Genomic DNA, 14,408 nt, shown 5'->3' with positions numbered 1-14,408 from the left:
GAACGATAGCGCATGACCGACGGTAAATTGATGCGGGCCGGGCAATACGGCCTTGTCGGGCCTGCCGCAGTCGGGCGGCCTTCGCGGACGGGGCAGGAGCCCGCTCCTACCCGGGCGGCTGCGCCAGCTCCCGTGCGCTGAGGTAGCCGTCGCGGTTGCGGTCCAGCCGGTGGAACTGCGCGCGCAGGTCGGCCTGGAAGGCGGCCAGCGTGCGCGGCGTGCGGCGCGGCCCGGGCGGCAGCTCGGTCGCGTCGAGCACGCCGTCGCCGTTGGCGTCCATCGCGCGGAAGCCGGCACTCAGGTAGTTGACGTATTCCTGCACATCGATGCGGCCGTCGCCGTCGGTGTCGAAGCGACGCAGGTAGTCCGCCGGCGTGTCCTGCGCCAGCACCGCCAGCGGCAGCAGCAGGGCCAGCGCGGCCAGGCGGTCAGCGGCCACCACGGATGCCGATGAAGTCCAGGAACTCCGCCCGCGTGCGCGCGTCCTCGCGGAACGCGCCGAGCATCTGGCTGGTCACCATCGATACGCCGCGCTTGTGCACGCCGCGGGTGGTCATGCACTCGTGGCTGGCGTCGATCACCACCGCCACGCCGGCGGGCCTGAGGTTTTCCTGGATGCAGTTGGCGATCTGCGCGGTGAGCTTTTCCTGCACCTGGAAGCGGCGCGCATAGCCCTCCACCACGCGGGCGAGCTTGCTGATGCCGACCACGCGGTTGGTCGGCAGGTAGCCCACGTGGGCGCGGCCGATGATCGGCGCCATGTGGTGCTCGCAATGGCTCTCGAACTCGATGTCGCGCAGCACGACCATCTCGTCGTAGCCGTCGACTTCCTTGAAGGTGCGCTTGAGGAACTCGGCCGGGTCCTCGGCGTAGCCGGAGAACCAGTCGCGGTAGGCCTTGACCACGCGCCGCGGCGTGTCGAGCAGGCCTTCGCGCGAGGGATCCTCGCCGGCCCAGCGCAGCAGCGTGCGCACGGCCTCTTCGGCCTGCTCGCGGGTGACGTCGTTGGGAATCTGGCTCATCGGAATGCCTTGGCTTGCGGATGTGCCAGTTTAGCGTCCGTCGGCGCAGGCTGCGTCCGGACATGTGTAAAGCGCCCACGACGGCGGCCTCACTCTGTCGGGACGGATCGGGTGAGGGCCGGCGCTGCGGAGCAAGCGCGTTCGCTGCAGTGGCGCTGACCCCGCCATCGATCGCGTCAGACGGTGTCTTCCTCGACGTCGTCGTCCAGCTCGGACACCACGCCCAGCAGCTGCTGGGTCACCTCGCCCGAGAGGGTCTCCACGCCGCGCAGCTTGCGCTCGATGGTGCGGGTCTTCTTGCCGGCCTCGCCCAGGCTCTTGCTCACCGTGTTTATCTGCTTCTCGGCCTTCTCGAGAATGCCCGCGAACTTGCCGAACTCGTTCTTCACCGCGCCCAGCAACTGCCAGACCTCGCTGGAGCGCTTCTCGATGGCGAGCGTGCGGAAACCCATGCGCAGGCTGTTGAGCAACGCGCTCAGCGTCGAGGGACCGGCGATCGTGACGCGATGGTCGCGCTGCAGCTGCTCGAACAGGCCGGGGCGACGAATGACTTCCGCGTACAGCCCCTCGGTCGGCAGGAACAGCACCGCGAAGTCCGTGGTGTGCGGTGGCGACACGTACTTGTCCTTGATCGACTTCGCCTCGTCGCGGATGCGGCGCTCCAGCGCCAGGGCCGCCAGTTCCGCCGCCGCGGCGTCGGCACGGTCGTGCGCGTCCAGCAACCGCTCGTAGTCCTCGGTCGGGAACTTCGAATCGATCGGCAGCCATACCTGCCCCTCGGGGTCCCGGCCCGGCAGGCGGATCGCGAACTCGACCCGGTCGTTGGAGCCGGGGACCGTCGCCACGTTCAGCGCGTACTGTTCGGCGGTGAGCAGTTCGTCCAGCAGCGAGGCGAGTTGCACCTCGCCGAAGATGCCGCGTGCCTTCGGGTTGCTCAGCACGCGCTTGAGGTCGCCCACGCCGCTGGCCAGGCTCTGCATCTCGCCGAGGCCGCGGTGGACCTGCTCCAACCGCTCCGAAACCAGCTGGAAGGACTGGCCCAGGCGCGTCTCCAGCGTGCTCTGCAGCTTCTCGTCGACGGTGGCACGCATCTGTTCGAGCTTGGCGGCGTTGTCGTCCTGCAGCGCCTTGAGCTTGTTCTCCAGCGTGGCGCGCACCTCGCCCATGCGCTTTTCGTTGTCGGCGGTGAGCGCGGCCAGGCGCTGCTCCTGCCGTTCGCTGGCGCGGGCCAGGGTGAGGGTGACTTCCTCGCGGCTCTTGCGCGCGTCCTCGGCCAGCCGCTGTGCCAGCGCCTGCAGGCCGGCGTCGGTGCGGGTGGTCAGGCCGTCCAGGCGCTGCGCGAAGCCGTCGATCCGCTCGGCCTGCTGGCGCGACATGCCGGCCAGCTGCTCGGCCACGTAACCACGGAAGCGGTCAAACCCCTGTTGCAGTTCCTCGCGGCCGGCGCGCTGTTCCTCGCGCAGGACGCGTTCCAGGCGCTCGCCGTCGCTCCTGATCGCATCCAGGCGGGCAGCCAGCCCGTCGTCGGCGCGGCCGCGGCGGAGCAGCACCACCTGCAGCGCCAGCACGGCGCAGGCGGCGAGCAGCAGGAGCACGAGCAGGACATCGGTGAGGGGCATGGCGGGTTCCGGGTGGCGACCCCGCCAGTGTACGCGCTGGCGTCTCAGTCGCCGCGACCCTTCGCGCGCAGGCGCCGGCGCAGGAAGCGCAAAGTGGCGCGTTCCAGCCGGTGCCGGTGCGCGGCGCAGGCCGGGGTGACCACGCGCTGCAGCTCGCCCTCGCGCCAGCCCTCGAACACCTGCGGGTGGATGTAGGAGCCGCGGCAGACCGCCGGCGTGTTGCCGAGCACCCGTGCCACCTGCGCGACGGCCTGCACCAGCGCGTGGCGCCGCGCGCGCTCGCCGCCCTTCTCCGGGAGCGGCGTGCCGGCCAGCACGCCGGCGGCGTGCACGGTGCCGCCCCAGGTGCGGAAGTCCTTCGCGCTGAACGCCTCGCCGCAGGCCGCGTGCAGGTACTCGTTGACCATCCCCGAATCCACCGGCTGGCGTTCGCCCGCGTCGTCCAGGTACTGGAACAGGCGCTGGCCGGGCAGTTGCTGCACGCGACGTACGATGCGCGCCAGCCGGCGGTCGTCCAGCTCGACCTCCTGCTCCTGCCCGCTCTTGCCGCGGAAGCAGAAGCGCAGCCGCCCGCGTGCCACGCGCAGGTGACGCGAACGCAGGGTGGTCAGGCCGTAGCTGCGGTTGCTGCGCGCGTAGGCTTCATTGCCGACACGGATCAGCGTCTGGTCGAGCAGGCGCACCAGCAGTGCCAGCACCTTCTCCCGCGGCAGGCCCGGCAGCGCCAGGTCCTGCCGCGTTCGCCGGCGCAGCGCCGGCAACGCCGCGCCGAAGGCGGGCAGGCGGTCGAACTTGCCGTGGTCGCGCAGTGCGCGCCAGCGCTTGTGGTAGCGGTACTGCTTGCGTCCGCGCGCGTCGCGGCCGGTCGCCTGCAGGTGCCCGGCGGGGTCGGCGCAGATCCACACGTCCTCGTAGGCCGGCGGCACGGCGATGGCGCGGATGCGCGCCAGCTCGGCCGGGTCGCGGATGGTGTGCCCGGCCGGGTCGATGTAGACGAAGCCCTTGCCGCGACGGCGCCGGCGGATGCCCGGCTGCGCGTCGCTCACGTACACCAGGCCGGCCGCGCGCGCCTGGGCGCGCAGGGCCGGATCGGCATCGCCAGGGTGGCTGTTCATCACCGCGGAGTGTGGCAACCGTCGCGATCAAGGCGGCGTGCACGGCGCCGGGCGGGCTTTTGCCTCCTGCCGACGCGCACCGCACGCAAACGGCGCATGATGGGCAGCGGGCCGGACACGGGAGCGAGGTATGGAACACGACTACGACTACCTGATCATCGGCGGTGGCATGGCGGGCGACGCCGCCGCCAGGGCCATCCGCGATGCCGAGCCGGCCGCGCGGATCGGCCTCGTCGGTGCGGAAGGCGATCCGCCGTACAAGCGGCCGCCGCTGTCCAAGGGCCTGTGGAAGGGTGACGAGACGCCCGCATCGATCGACCTGGACACCGCTGCCCATGCCACGCTGCACCTTGGACGCCGCGTGCGGCGGCTGGACCGCGCGGCACGCCGCGCCGGGGACGACCGCGGCGACGGCTACCGCTACCGGCGCCTGCTGCTGGCCACCGGCGCCACGCCGCGACGGCTGCCGTTCGACGGCGACGGGCGGGTGATCCACTTCCGCACGCTCGCGGACTACCGCCGGCTGCGCGATCAGGCGGTCGCCGGCACGCACGTCGCGGTGGTCGGCGGCGGCTTCATCGGCAGCGAGCTGGCCGCCGCGCTGTGCGGCGCCGGCTGCCGGGTGAGCCTGGTGTTCCCCGGGGCCTCCATCGGCAGCGGACGCTATCCGTCGGCGCTGGCGGCGTTCCTCGACGACTACTACCGCGCGCGCGGCGTGGAAGTGCTGGCCGGCGCCAAGGTGGTCGATGGCCGAGCCGGCGAGGCGGGAGTCGAGCTGACCCTGTCCGACGGCCGCCGGCTGCCGGTGGACACCGTGGTCGCCGGCCTGGGCGTGACCCCCGACCTCGCCCTGGCCGAGCAGGCGGGGCTGGTGGTGGGCGATGGCGTGGAGGTCGATGCGCAACTGCGCACCAGCGACCCGGCGATCTGGGCGGCCGGCGACCTGGCCGCCTTCTTCAACCCGGCGCTGGGCCGGCGGTTGCGGGTGGAGCACGAGGACGCCGCCGTCGGCATGGGCGCGCATGCCGGCCGCTGCATGGCCGGCGCGGAGGAGGCCTACGCCACGCTGCCGTACTTCTACTCGGACCTGTTCGACCTCGGCTACGAGGCGGTCGGGCTGCTCGACGCGCGGCTGCAGACGGTGGAGGACTGGAGCGAGCCGCACCGCAAGGGCGTGGTCTACTACCTCGACGCCGGCCGCGTGCGCGGCGTGTTGCTGTGGAACGTGTGGGGCCAGGTCGATGCGGCGCGCGCGCTGATCGCCGAGCCGGGCCCGTTCGTTGCGGACGCGCTGCGCGGGCGCATTCCGCACGACGGCTGAGGTACGGCGTGGAAGATCATTCCACGCGGCAGAACACCGCCTTGAGGTAGCGCCCTTCCGGCACGTCGGCGCGCACTGGGTGGTCGGCGCCGGCGCCGGCCACCTGCAGCAGCTGGATCTCGCGGCCGGCGTTGAGCGCCACCCGGCGCAGCATCTCCAGGAAGTCCGCCTCCGCCACCAGGCCGGTGCAGGAGCAGGTGAGCAGCAGGCCGCCGGGCGGGATCACGTCCAGCGCCAGGCGGTTCATGGCGAAGTACTTCTTCAGCGCGTCGAACACCTTGTTGCGGTCGCGGGTGAGCTTGGCCGGGTCCAGGATCACCGCGTCGTAGCGCTCACCGCGGGCGGTGGCCTGGCGCAGCCACTCGAAGATGTCGGCCTGCTGGAAGTCCACCGCCAGGTCATTCGCCGCGGCGTTGGCGCGCGCGATCTCCAGGATGCCGGCGTCCATGTCCACGCCGGTCGCCTCGCGCGCGCCGGCGGCCATCGCGTGCACCGCGAAGCCGCCCGAGTTGCAGCACAGGTCGAGCACGCGCCGGCCGCGCGCCAGTTCGGCGAAGCGGCGCCGGTTTTCGCGCTGGTCGGCGAAAAAGCCGGTCTTGTGGCCCAGGCCGGGCGCGGCGTGGAAGGCCAGGCCGTGCTCGTGCACCTGCACCGGCGCCGGCGGTCCGGGGCTGCGGCAATCGAAGGATTCCTGCTTCTGCACGTGGCTTTCGGCGAACCAGTACAGCCGCGCGCCGGGGAAGTGCCGCAGCAGCGCGGCGTGGATCGCCTCGCGGAACTTCCACATGCCGGCGGCGAAGTACTCGATCACCAGGATGTCGGCGTAGCGGTCCACCACCAGGCCCGAGAGGCCGTCGCCCTCGCTGTGCACCACGCGCCAGGCGTCGCTGGCACGGTCCAGCTGCAGCAAATCACGACGCAGCTGCACGGCGCGCGTGATGCGCGTGGCGATCCAGTCGGCGTCGATCGTCTCGTCCGCGTCGGCGGTGAGCAGGCGCAGCGCGATGCGCGCGTGGCCGTTCCAGAAGCCGCGGCCGACGAAGCGGCCCTTGGCATCGGCCACGTCGACCACGCTGCCGGGCGGCAATCGGCCCTCCGGCTTGCGCACCTGCGCGGACCACACCCAGGGGTGGCCGGGCGGGCGGTCGGACTTGAGCCGGACGACGGGGAGTTCGGAGGACGGAGTCATCCGCCCATGATAGCCGCTGCGCCTAGCGCAGCTTGAGGATCAGCCACGACAGCAGCGCCAGCAGGTTGACGCCCAGGCGCGCCACCGACGGCCCGGCGATGGCCAGCACGAAGCCCTGCGTGCCGAGGCTCCAGTCCAGCCACGGCCGCGCCAGGTGCACGGTGGTGTAGAGGTTGAGGTAGGCGCCGGCGTGCAGGGCGTAGCTGAACACCGGCGTGGCGACCAGCGGCAGTTGCAGCAGCTGCGCGACCCGCGAGAAGGCCACGCCGCGTTCGCTGCCCTCGACCAGCAGCACGCCCGCCACCAGCACGAAGCCGAAAACGATCAGCGCGATCAGGGCATGCAGCGTGTCGACGGTCGAGCCCATCGCCAGCACGCGGCGCAGGGCGCCGGCGGCGCCGTACAGGCCGCCGGCGATTTCGAGGATGCCGATGAGGCGGAACAGGTAGCTGCGCATCGTGACCGGACCGGACCGTGGGAAAGAGCGCGAAGTGTGCCGTGTTTGCGCCGCGGCGTCTGCGCCCGTGCGCCTCATTCCAGCGCGTCGGCCAGTTCCTGCAGGTCGGCCACGTGCTGCTCCCACCAGCGCGGTTCGGCGGCGAACGGGAACGCCGCCGGAAAGGCCGGATCGGCCCAGCGTTCGGCGATCCAGCCGGCGTGGTGGACCTGGCGCATGGCGCGCAGCGCGGGGATCAGCGCGAGCTCGGCCGGATCGAAGTCGCGCATCGAGGCGTAGCCCTCCAGCAGCGCCGCCATCGCCGCCTCGTCGTGGGCGAGCATCCACAGGTCCTGTACCGCCGGGCCGATGCGCGCGTCGTCCAGGTCGACGAAATGCGGGCCGGCGTCGGTCCAGAGCAGGTTGCCGGGGTGGCAGTCGCCGTGCAGGCGCAGCTGGCGCACCGGACCGGCCGCCTCGACGCGGGCGCCGACCGCCGCTCCCAGCCGCTGCACGGCGGCGCGATACACGCCGGCCAGGTGCGGCGGCAGCAGCGGCGAGGCCAGCACGGCACGGGACGGGCGTTCGATCAGCGTGGCCCGGTCGATCCGCTCGCGGTGCACGAACGGCGCACGCGAACCTGCCGCATGCATCCGCGCGATCAGCCGGCCCAGCCATTGCAGTTGCTCGGCCGACTCCAGCGTGGGGGCGCGACCGCCGCGGCGCGGATAGAGCGCGTAGCGGTAGCCGCCGTGAACGAGCAGGGTGCGGCCCTCGAAGGCCAGCGGTGCCACCACGGGCAGCTCGTCGGCGGCCAGCTCCCGCGCGAAGGCGTGTTCCTCGGCGATCGCCGCGTCGCTCCAGCGCCCGGGCCGATAGAACTTGGCGATCACCGGCGCATCGTCCTCGAGGCCGACCTGCCACACGCGGTTCTCGTAGCTGTTGAGCGCGAGCAGGCGCCCGTCCGGCCACAGGCCGCAGGCACCGACCGCGTCGAGCACGAGGTCGGGGGTGAGGTTGGCGTAGGGCGTCGCGCTCATGCTCCCGGCTCCCTCGCCCCGCCGCGGAGAGGGCCGGGTGCTCGCGACGAAGCCTGTCCGAAGCGTGGGAGAAAGGGTCGCGTACGCGCGCTGCGCTCCCGCAAGGGCACACCCTCGTCACGGCCTTCTCCGCGGCGGGGCGAGGGCGCCAGGAGCGCTCTCACCGCAGCACCGCCCGCCGCGGCACCACCGCCATGGTCAGGCGGGCGATGCACACCAGCGCGCCTTCCTCGTTCTCGATGCGGATCTCCCACACCTGCGTGGAGCGACCCAGATGCAGTGCTTTCGCGGTGCCGGTGACGATGCCGCTGCGTACCCCGCGCACGTGGTTGGCGTTGATGTCCAGACCCACCGCGACCTCCTGCTCCGGGTCGAGCGTGAGCAGCGCGGCGGTGCTGCCCAGCGTCTCGGCCAGCGCCACCGAGGCGCCGCCGTGCAGCAGGCCGAACGGCTGGTGGGTGCGCGCGTCCACCGGCATGGTGCCGGCCAGCCAGTCCTCACCGATCGCGGTGATGCGGATGTCGAGCGCCTGCATCAGCGTGTCGGCGCTCCAGCCGTTGACGCGCTCCAGGTTGGTGGGCTGCTTCCAGATCGCCATGCCGGTTCCGGTTCGGAAAGCCTGCATTGTCCGTCCACGGCCCTCGCGGCGACAATGCGCGGGTGTTCACCATCACCCTTCATGGCTCCGGCCGCATCTTCCCTGCCGCGCCGGGCGAAACCGTGCTCGAGGCTGCACAGCGCGCCGGCATCGCCCTGCCGTATTCCTGCCGTGCCGGCGTGTGCGGCAGCTGCAAGGCCACCCTGCTCGAAGGCCAGTGCAGCTACCCGTTCAACCCACCGGTGGCGCTGAGCGGCCAGCCGGGCGTGCAGCACGCGATCCTCCTGTGCCAGGCGGTGCCGGTCGGCGACCTCACCATCGTGGCGCGCGAGGTGACCTCGGTGGAGGACATCGCGCGGCGCCGGCTCACCGTCGAGGTGGCCGGCAGGCAGGCGCTGGCGCCGGACGTCACCGGGCTGGTGCTGCGGCCGGTGGCCGGCGAGGCGCCGCTCAACTGGCTGCCCGGCCAGTACCTGGACGTGCTGCTGGAGCAGGGCAGGCGTCGTCCGTTCTCCATCGCCAGCGGTCCGCGCGCGGACGGCGCCATCGAGCTGCACGTGCGGCACGTGGCCGGCGGCGGCTTCACCTCGTGGGTCCACGAGGGGCTGCGCACCGGCGACCGCCTGCGCATCGAGGGGCCGCTGGGCACCTTCGTGCCGCGCGAGGATTCCGAGCGGCCGATGGTCTTCATGGCCGGCGGCACCGGCTTCGCGCCGGTGAAGGCGATCGTCGAGCACTTCCTGGCGCTGGGCACGCGCCGGCCGATGGCGCTGTACTGGGGCGCGCGCAGCGCGGGCGACCTGTACCTGCGCACGCTGGCCGAGCGCTGGGCGCGCGAAGCGCCGAACCTGCGCTTCCAGCCGGTGCTGTCCGATCCCGAGCAGGCCGCCGCCGCGGGCCTGCGCGCCGGTCTGGTGCACGAGGCGGTGCTGGAGGACCAGCCGGACCTGTCCGGCCACGAGGTGTACATGAGCGGACCGCCGGCGATGATCGACGCGGGCCGGCGCCTGTTCGCCGAGGCCGGGCTGCCGGAGGAGCGGCTGTACTTCGACTCGTTCGACTACGCGCCGGACGTGCTGGCGCAGATCCTGGCGGGGCGGGCCGGCATCGGCGCCTGAGCCGCCGCCGCGCTTTTTGGAAGGAGCGGGCTTGCTCGCGATGCCCCAGGCTCTGGCGTACATCGGAGCCGAGCATCGGCTCGCTCCCGCACGGGCGTGTGCCCTACTTGGCGCCCTTGGCCACCGGCAACTGCGCCTGCTGCCAGGCCAGCACGCCGCCGCCCAGCGTGTAGACCCTGGTGAAGCCGGCCTTGACCAGCCGCTGCGCGGCCTTGTCGGAGGCGCGGCCGTCCTTGTCCATCACCACCACCGGCAGGTCCCTGGCCTTGGCCAGGTCCTTGTGCTCGGGGTCGAACTGGCTGGGCAGCACGTGGCGGGCGCCGGGCACGTGCGCCTTCTCGAAGTCGGCGCGCGCGGACAGGTCCACCAGCAGCGGGTTCTCGCGGTTGATCAGGAGGGTGAGCCCGGCCGGCGTCAACTCCTTGTACTTGCGCAGCAGGCGGCCGAACTCCATCGCCACCAGCGCGACCAGCAGGATCACGAACAGCGCCGACAGCGCCATGTGGTTGCCGACGAAGGTCGGCAGCTTGTGCAGGAAGTCGTTCATCGCTCGATGGGCCTGGCCGGATGCGCAAACCGGCGATTATCCGGGAGCGGCGCGATGGGCGCAAAGGCGGCCGCCGGAAGTGCCCCCTCGGGGAAAGGACCGCGCGGCTACTCGCGCGTGATGTCGGGCAGGCCGCTCGTCAGCCACCAGCGCTTCTTTTCCGGATCGTAGCGCCAGCTCTGCCGGTCGACGATGGTGCGCTCGGCCTGCGTGTTGAGGTTGACCAGGCTGATCTGCACCACCTGGCGCACCCGGTTCTCGCCGTCGGGTACCGGGCCGGCGCCTTCGTCGTAGCCGGTCACGCGCACCTGCTGGTAGCGCGCCATGTCCAGCGCGCTCGGCGGATGGGCCTCGCGCACCTTGGGGTCGACGAACTGCAGCGCGCTCTGGAAATCGCCCCAGCGCAGCGTGCCGGCGTAGGCGTTGAGCGTGGTGATCAGCGACTGGTTGCGCTGGTCGGTGGCGCAGCCGGCGCACAGCGCGAAGGCGAGCGCGAGCAGCGGAAGCAGGAAACGACGCATGGGATGCCCCTCCAGGACGAAGGCCTCATTCTGCCCCAGCGCGCCGCTTGGCGACGAAGCGCGCCTCCAGCGTCGCGGCCGGACGGGCGCCGCTGCCGGGCACCGCGCAGCGCACGTCGACGCGCGCCTTGCCGCGCTGGGCCAGCGCATCGTAGAAGCTCGCCCAGGCGGCGCCCTCGGCCAGCCGCGCCTCGGCCTGGAAGTCGTTCCACACCGGCTCGAGGTAGCGCACCGTCGAATCGCCGACGTAGACGTCGCAGTCCTCGCCACGCCGCTGCAGCGCCAGTTCCACCAGCGCCCAGCCGGCCAGCGTCATCACGCTCGCCAGGCTGCCGCCGAAGGCGCAGCCCTTGTCGTTGACGTTGGGCGCGAGCGGTGCAGCCAGGCTCAGCACGTCGCCCTCGTAGCGCCCAAGCGAAAGCTCCATCGCGCGGGCGAGCGGGATCTTCCCGCGGATGAAGCGCAGCAGGTCGTCGGCGAGCGGTGCGAGTTCGGCGTTCACGTGGGGATGTGCATTCGGAAGGGAACGGCCAAGTGTAGCCGGCGCCGTGCCGTACACTCGCGGCCGGCCTTGTCGGATGGGATCCGATGTCACGCGTCGCCAACAACCAGGATCTGCAGGGGCGGGTGATCGTGATCACCCGCCCGGCCGGCACCGCGGCCGCCTTCGCGCGCCAGGTGCGCCGGCGCGGCGGCGTGCCGTTGCTGCTGCCGGGGTTGGCGCTGCGTCCGGCGCAGGATGCGGCGGCGGTACGTGCCTCGCTGCGAGCCGCGCTGCGCGAGGATGCGCTGCTGCTGTTCACCAGCCCTGCCGCGGTGCGCTTCGCCGCGGCGCTGCTGCCGCTGCGCACGCGCGCCGTCGTGCTGGCGGTGGGGCAGGGAACGGCGGCGGCGCTGCGTCGTCACGGACTGGCCGCCGCGGCGCCCGCGCGGCAGGACAGCGAGGGCCTGCTCGACCTGCCGGTGCTGCGCGAGGTGCGCGGTCGTGGCGTGGCGCTGATCGGCGCGCCCGGCGGGCGCGGCCTGCTGCAGCAGCGCCTGGCCGAGCACGGCGCGCGCCTGCGCGAGGTCGGGGTGTACCGTCGGGTCGCGCCGCGGCTGGACCGTCGGCACGTCGAGGCGGTGGCGCGGCTGCCGGCCGGTGCGCGCGTGCTGCTTTCCAGCGCGCAGGCGCTCGCCCAGTTGCAGCAGTGCCTGCCCCCGGCGGCCTGGAAGCGCCTGTGCACCGCCACCGCCGTCGCGAGCAGCGAACGCCTCGCCGCGGCGGCGCGCGCGGCCGGCTTCCGCCGCGTCCGCCTGGCCGCCTCCGCGCTGCCGGCCGACCTGCTGGCTGCCACCTGAGCCCGCCCCGCAGGAGCGAGCCTGCTCACGATCACCCGCCTCGGCGCCCAACGAAAAAGTGCATCCCGAGCAGGCGCGCTGCTACCGCCATCGGGTGCGGCGCGTGGTGTTGGACCGGGCATGCCGGCTTCACGCCGGCCACGCGAAGTGCCCGGTGCGGGCTGCTAGCATGGCGTGCATGAACGCAGACGACCTCGACTCCGATCGTCCCGCGCCGACCCCGGTCCCGGCGCCATCCCCCGTCGCCCGTCCCGCCGCCACGCCGGCGCCGCGCAGTGGCGGCGCACTCGCCCTGGCCCTGCTGCTGGCGCTGCTGGCGCTGGGCCTGGCCGGCTACGTCGCCTGGTGGCAGTGGCAGCAGGCGCGGGGGGCCGCCAGCGACGACCGCACCCTCGCCGGCCTGGACGAACGCGTCGGTCATCTGGAGGACACGCTCGGCAGCCTCGGCGACGAGCGCACGCTGTTGCGCCAGCGGCTGGGCGACGCCGAGCAGGTCAATCGCAGCCTGCGCGAGGAACTGCTCGGCCAGTCCGAGCGCCTGCGCAACCTGGAGGACGCGGTCGCCAAGCTCTCGGAGAAGAGCCTGTCCGGCCATGACGCCATGCTGCTGGACGAGACCGAGACGCTGCTGCGCATGGGCCAGCAGCGTTACGCGCTGTTCCACGACGCGCAGGGCGCGGCCGCCGCCTACGGCCTGGCCGACCAGGCGCTGGCCGCGGTCAACGACGGCGCCTTCTCCGGGGTGCGCCAGAGCATCGCCGCCGAGCGCGAGGCGCTGGCGCAGCGCCAGTCGCGCTCGGCGGCGATCGATGCCCTGCAGCAGCTGCGCGGCGCGATGGACAGCCTGCCGCTCAAGCCGCAGGACACGCCGGCCGCCGCCGCCAACCCGGGCTTCTGGGCGCGCATCCGCCATGCGCTCGCCGGCGTGGTGAGCGTGCAGCGCGACGACGGCACGCCGCTGGCGGTGGCCGATGCGCGCTTCGCCCGCCAGTTGACCGCGCTCGACCTGGCCCAGGCGCAGGCCGCCCTGCTCGCCGCCGACGACGCCGCTGCCCACGCGGCGATCGCGCGCGCGCAGGCCAGCCTCGCCGCACAGTTCGACACGGCCAGTCCGGCCGTCGCGCAGGCCCAGGCGCAACTGGACAGCCTGGCCCGGGCGCTCAAGCCGGCGGCGCCGGTGCAGCTCGGCGCCGCGCTGGCCGAGTTGCGCAACCTGCGCGCCGTGCATGCGCTCAAGGCGGTCGACCTCGGTCCGGCGCGCGCCGCCAGTGCGGAGCAGCGGCCGTGAAGCTGTGGCGCTGGCTGCTGCTGGTGATCGTGGTCGCGGCGCTGGCCGCCTTCGGCTGGCACTGGGTCGCCGAAGACCCCGGCTACGTGCTGGTCCGCCTGCATGGCTGGCGGGTGGAAACCACGGTGGTCGCGGCGCTGGTCATCCTGCTGCTGGCCTGGGCGCTGCTGGTCGGCCTGTGGCGCCTGCTGCGCTGGCCGTTCGGCGCGATGAGCCGCCGGCACCGGCGGGTCAGCCGCCAGCGCCTGGGCAGCGGGCTGGTCGCGCTGATGGAAGGCCGCCACGGCGACGCCGAACGCGACCTGGAACGCGCCGCTCGCCTGGAGGCCCTGCGTGGCCCCGCGCTGCTGGCCTCCGCCGAGGCGGCCTCGCGTCGCGGTGAAGTCTCCCGCGCGCTGGAAGCGCTCAACCGCGCCGGCCAGGCCGCGCCGCAGGCGGCCCGCGTGGTGCGTGCCCGCGTGCTGCGCCGCGATGGCCGGCCGGCGGAGGCGCTCGCGCTGCTCACGCCCGAGGCCGACAGCGGCAGCCTCACGCCCGGCGGCTGGCATGAGCTTGCCCTCGCCGCGCTCGCCACCGGCGACCACCGGCGCGCGCTGACGGCGCTGGAGCCGCTGCACAAGAGCGGTGCCCTGGGCAGCCAGCGCTACGCTGCGCTGGAAACGCGGGTGCTGGTCGCTGCGATCGAGGCGGCCCCCGACGGCCAGGCGCTCAATACGCTGTGGTCACAGCTGCCCAAGGGCCAGCGCCGCGCGCCGGCCGTGATCGACGCCTACGCGCGCCGCGCCGCGGGCTTCGGCCTGGCCTTGCCGGCGATGGACGAGGTCGAGTCGGCGCTGCGGCGCGAATGGTCGCCGCAGCTCGCCGAGACCTGGGGTGCGCTGGACGGCGACGACCTCGACGCCCGCCTGCGTCGCGCCGAGGGCTGGCTCGACGCCCATCCCAACGATCCCGGCCTGCTGCTCGCGCTGGGTCGCATGTGCGTGCGGCTGAAGCTGTGGGGCAAGGCGCGCACCTACCTCGAACGTTCGCTCGCCGTGGCGCCGAGCCCCGGCGCCTGGGAGGCGATGGGCGACACCTGCGTCGGCCAGGGCGACCTGCCGGCGGCCCAGCGCTGCTACCACAACGCCCTGGCGCTCACCCGCGGCGAGATCACCCGCGACCTGCCGCGCGAGAGCCGCCTGTCCCATCCGGACACGCGCTCGCTGGTGGTGGAGGAGCGAGACGAACACGGCGTACCGCGGCTGCGCCCCTAG

The 14,408-nt window shown here is 73.2% G+C and carries 16 protein-coding genes; 5 read left to right on the top strand and 11 right to left on the bottom strand.

Features of this window, described 5'->3' with window-relative positions:
• Window positions 1–106: 106 nt before the first annotated feature.
• The 4 genes from WAT24_RS08090 to WAT24_RS08075 all read right to left on the bottom strand — a co-directional run bounded on the left by WAT24_RS08090 (window position 107) and on the right by WAT24_RS08075 (window position 3,756).
• Complete coding sequence (locus WAT24_RS08090; RefSeq protein ID WP_336807338.1) at window positions 107–439, bottom strand: EF-hand domain-containing protein; 333 nt, start codon at window positions 437–439, stop codon at window positions 107–109.
• On the bottom strand, window positions 429–1,022 hold the full coding sequence (gene folE / locus WAT24_RS08085) for a GTP cyclohydrolase I FolE (protein ID WP_336807337.1): 594 nt from the start codon (window positions 1,020–1,022) through the stop codon (window positions 429–431). The genes WAT24_RS08090 and folE overlap by 11 nt, the downstream gene beginning before the upstream one ends.
• Before the next feature lie 176 nt (window positions 1,023–1,198).
• Complete coding sequence (locus tag WAT24_RS08080) at window positions 1,199–2,641, bottom strand: DNA recombination protein RmuC (RefSeq protein ID WP_336807336.1); 1,443 nt, start codon at window positions 2,639–2,641, stop codon at window positions 1,199–1,201.
• Window positions 2,642–2,685: 44 nt separating this feature from the next.
• Complete coding sequence (locus tag WAT24_RS08075) at window positions 2,686–3,756, bottom strand: DNA topoisomerase IB (protein ID WP_336807335.1); 1,071 nt, start codon at window positions 3,754–3,756, stop codon at window positions 2,686–2,688.
• Between the two features lie 130 nt (window positions 3,757–3,886).
• Here WAT24_RS08075 and WAT24_RS08070 point away from each other — a divergent pair, with 130 nt between their 5' ends.
• Complete coding sequence (locus WAT24_RS08070) at window positions 3,887–5,077, top strand: NAD(P)/FAD-dependent oxidoreductase (protein ID WP_336807334.1); 1,191 nt, start codon at window positions 3,887–3,889, stop codon at window positions 5,075–5,077.
• Window positions 5,078–5,093: 16 nt separating this feature from the next.
• On the opposite strand, the gene WAT24_RS08065 is transcribed toward WAT24_RS08070, so the two are convergent.
• The 4 genes from WAT24_RS08065 to WAT24_RS08050 form a co-directional block, all read right to left on the bottom strand.
• Window positions 5,094–6,266, bottom strand: a complete 1,173-nt coding sequence (locus tag WAT24_RS08065; RefSeq protein ID WP_336807333.1) for a class I SAM-dependent rRNA methyltransferase — start codon at window positions 6,264–6,266, stop codon at window positions 5,094–5,096.
• Window positions 6,267–6,288: 22 nt separating this feature from the next.
• On the bottom strand, window positions 6,289–6,723 hold the full coding sequence (locus WAT24_RS08060; protein WP_336807332.1) for a hypothetical protein: 435 nt from the start codon (window positions 6,721–6,723) through the stop codon (window positions 6,289–6,291).
• A 74-nt stretch (window positions 6,724–6,797) separates the two neighbouring features.
• Window positions 6,798–7,742, bottom strand: coding sequence for a serine/threonine protein kinase (locus WAT24_RS08055; protein ID WP_336807331.1), 945 nt, complete (start codon window positions 7,740–7,742; stop codon window positions 6,798–6,800).
• Between the two features lie 160 nt (window positions 7,743–7,902).
• Window positions 7,903–8,340 (bottom strand): hotdog fold thioesterase, encoded by a 438-nt coding sequence (locus WAT24_RS08050; RefSeq protein ID WP_336807330.1) that lies wholly within the window; start codon window positions 8,338–8,340, stop codon window positions 7,903–7,905.
• Window positions 8,341–8,402: 62 nt separating this feature from the next.
• Between WAT24_RS08050 and WAT24_RS08045 the strand changes: the two genes are divergently transcribed.
• Window positions 8,403–9,458 carry a 2Fe-2S iron-sulfur cluster-binding protein gene (locus tag WAT24_RS08045; protein ID WP_336807329.1) on the top strand — a complete coding sequence of 352 codons (1,056 nt, stop codon included), beginning with the start codon at window positions 8,403–8,405 and terminating at the stop codon, window positions 9,456–9,458.
• A gap of 103 nt (window positions 9,459–9,561) precedes the next feature.
• Here the strand turns inward: WAT24_RS08045 and WAT24_RS08040 are convergent, their stop codons facing one another.
• From WAT24_RS08040 to WAT24_RS08030, 3 genes are all read right to left on the bottom strand, one after another.
• Window positions 9,562–10,005, bottom strand: coding sequence for a rhodanese-like domain-containing protein (locus WAT24_RS08040; protein ID WP_336807328.1), 444 nt, complete (start codon window positions 10,003–10,005; stop codon window positions 9,562–9,564).
• Between the two features lie 107 nt (window positions 10,006–10,112).
• Window positions 10,113–10,526: a hypothetical protein gene (locus tag WAT24_RS08035; protein WP_336807327.1), complete on the bottom strand. Its 414-nt coding sequence runs from the start codon at window positions 10,524–10,526 to the stop codon at window positions 10,113–10,115.
• Between the two features lie 25 nt (window positions 10,527–10,551).
• The gene (locus tag WAT24_RS08030; RefSeq protein WP_336807326.1) at window positions 10,552–11,028 is read right to left on the bottom strand and encodes a YiiD C-terminal domain-containing protein; all 477 of its coding nucleotides are present in this window, start codon (window positions 11,026–11,028) and stop codon (window positions 10,552–10,554) included.
• 86 nt (window positions 11,029–11,114) lie between these two features.
• Here WAT24_RS08030 and WAT24_RS08025 point away from each other — a divergent pair, with 86 nt between their 5' ends.
• From WAT24_RS08025 to WAT24_RS08015, 3 genes are all read left to right on the top strand, one after another.
• Window positions 11,115–11,867 (top strand): uroporphyrinogen-III synthase, encoded by a 753-nt coding sequence (locus tag WAT24_RS08025; RefSeq protein WP_336807325.1) that lies wholly within the window; start codon window positions 11,115–11,117, stop codon window positions 11,865–11,867.
• Between the two features lie 178 nt (window positions 11,868–12,045).
• The gene (locus WAT24_RS08020) at window positions 12,046–13,155 is read left to right on the top strand and encodes a uroporphyrinogen-III C-methyltransferase (protein ID WP_336807324.1); all 1,110 of its coding nucleotides are present in this window, start codon (window positions 12,046–12,048) and stop codon (window positions 13,153–13,155) included.
• Entirely contained in the window at window positions 13,152–14,408 is a 1,257-nt protein-coding gene (locus WAT24_RS08015; RefSeq protein ID WP_336807323.1) for a heme biosynthesis HemY N-terminal domain-containing protein, read from the top strand. Before WAT24_RS08020 ends, WAT24_RS08015 begins: the two co-directional genes overlap by 4 nt.

Origin of the sequence: Fulvimonas yonginensis (assembly GCF_037137055.1) — a bacterium.
Classification (GTDB): Bacteria; Pseudomonadota; Gammaproteobacteria; order Xanthomonadales; family Rhodanobacteraceae; genus Frateuria_A; species Frateuria_A yonginensis.
Note: the sequence above shows the minus strand (reverse complement) of the source record. Positions and strands in the feature narration are given on the sequence as shown.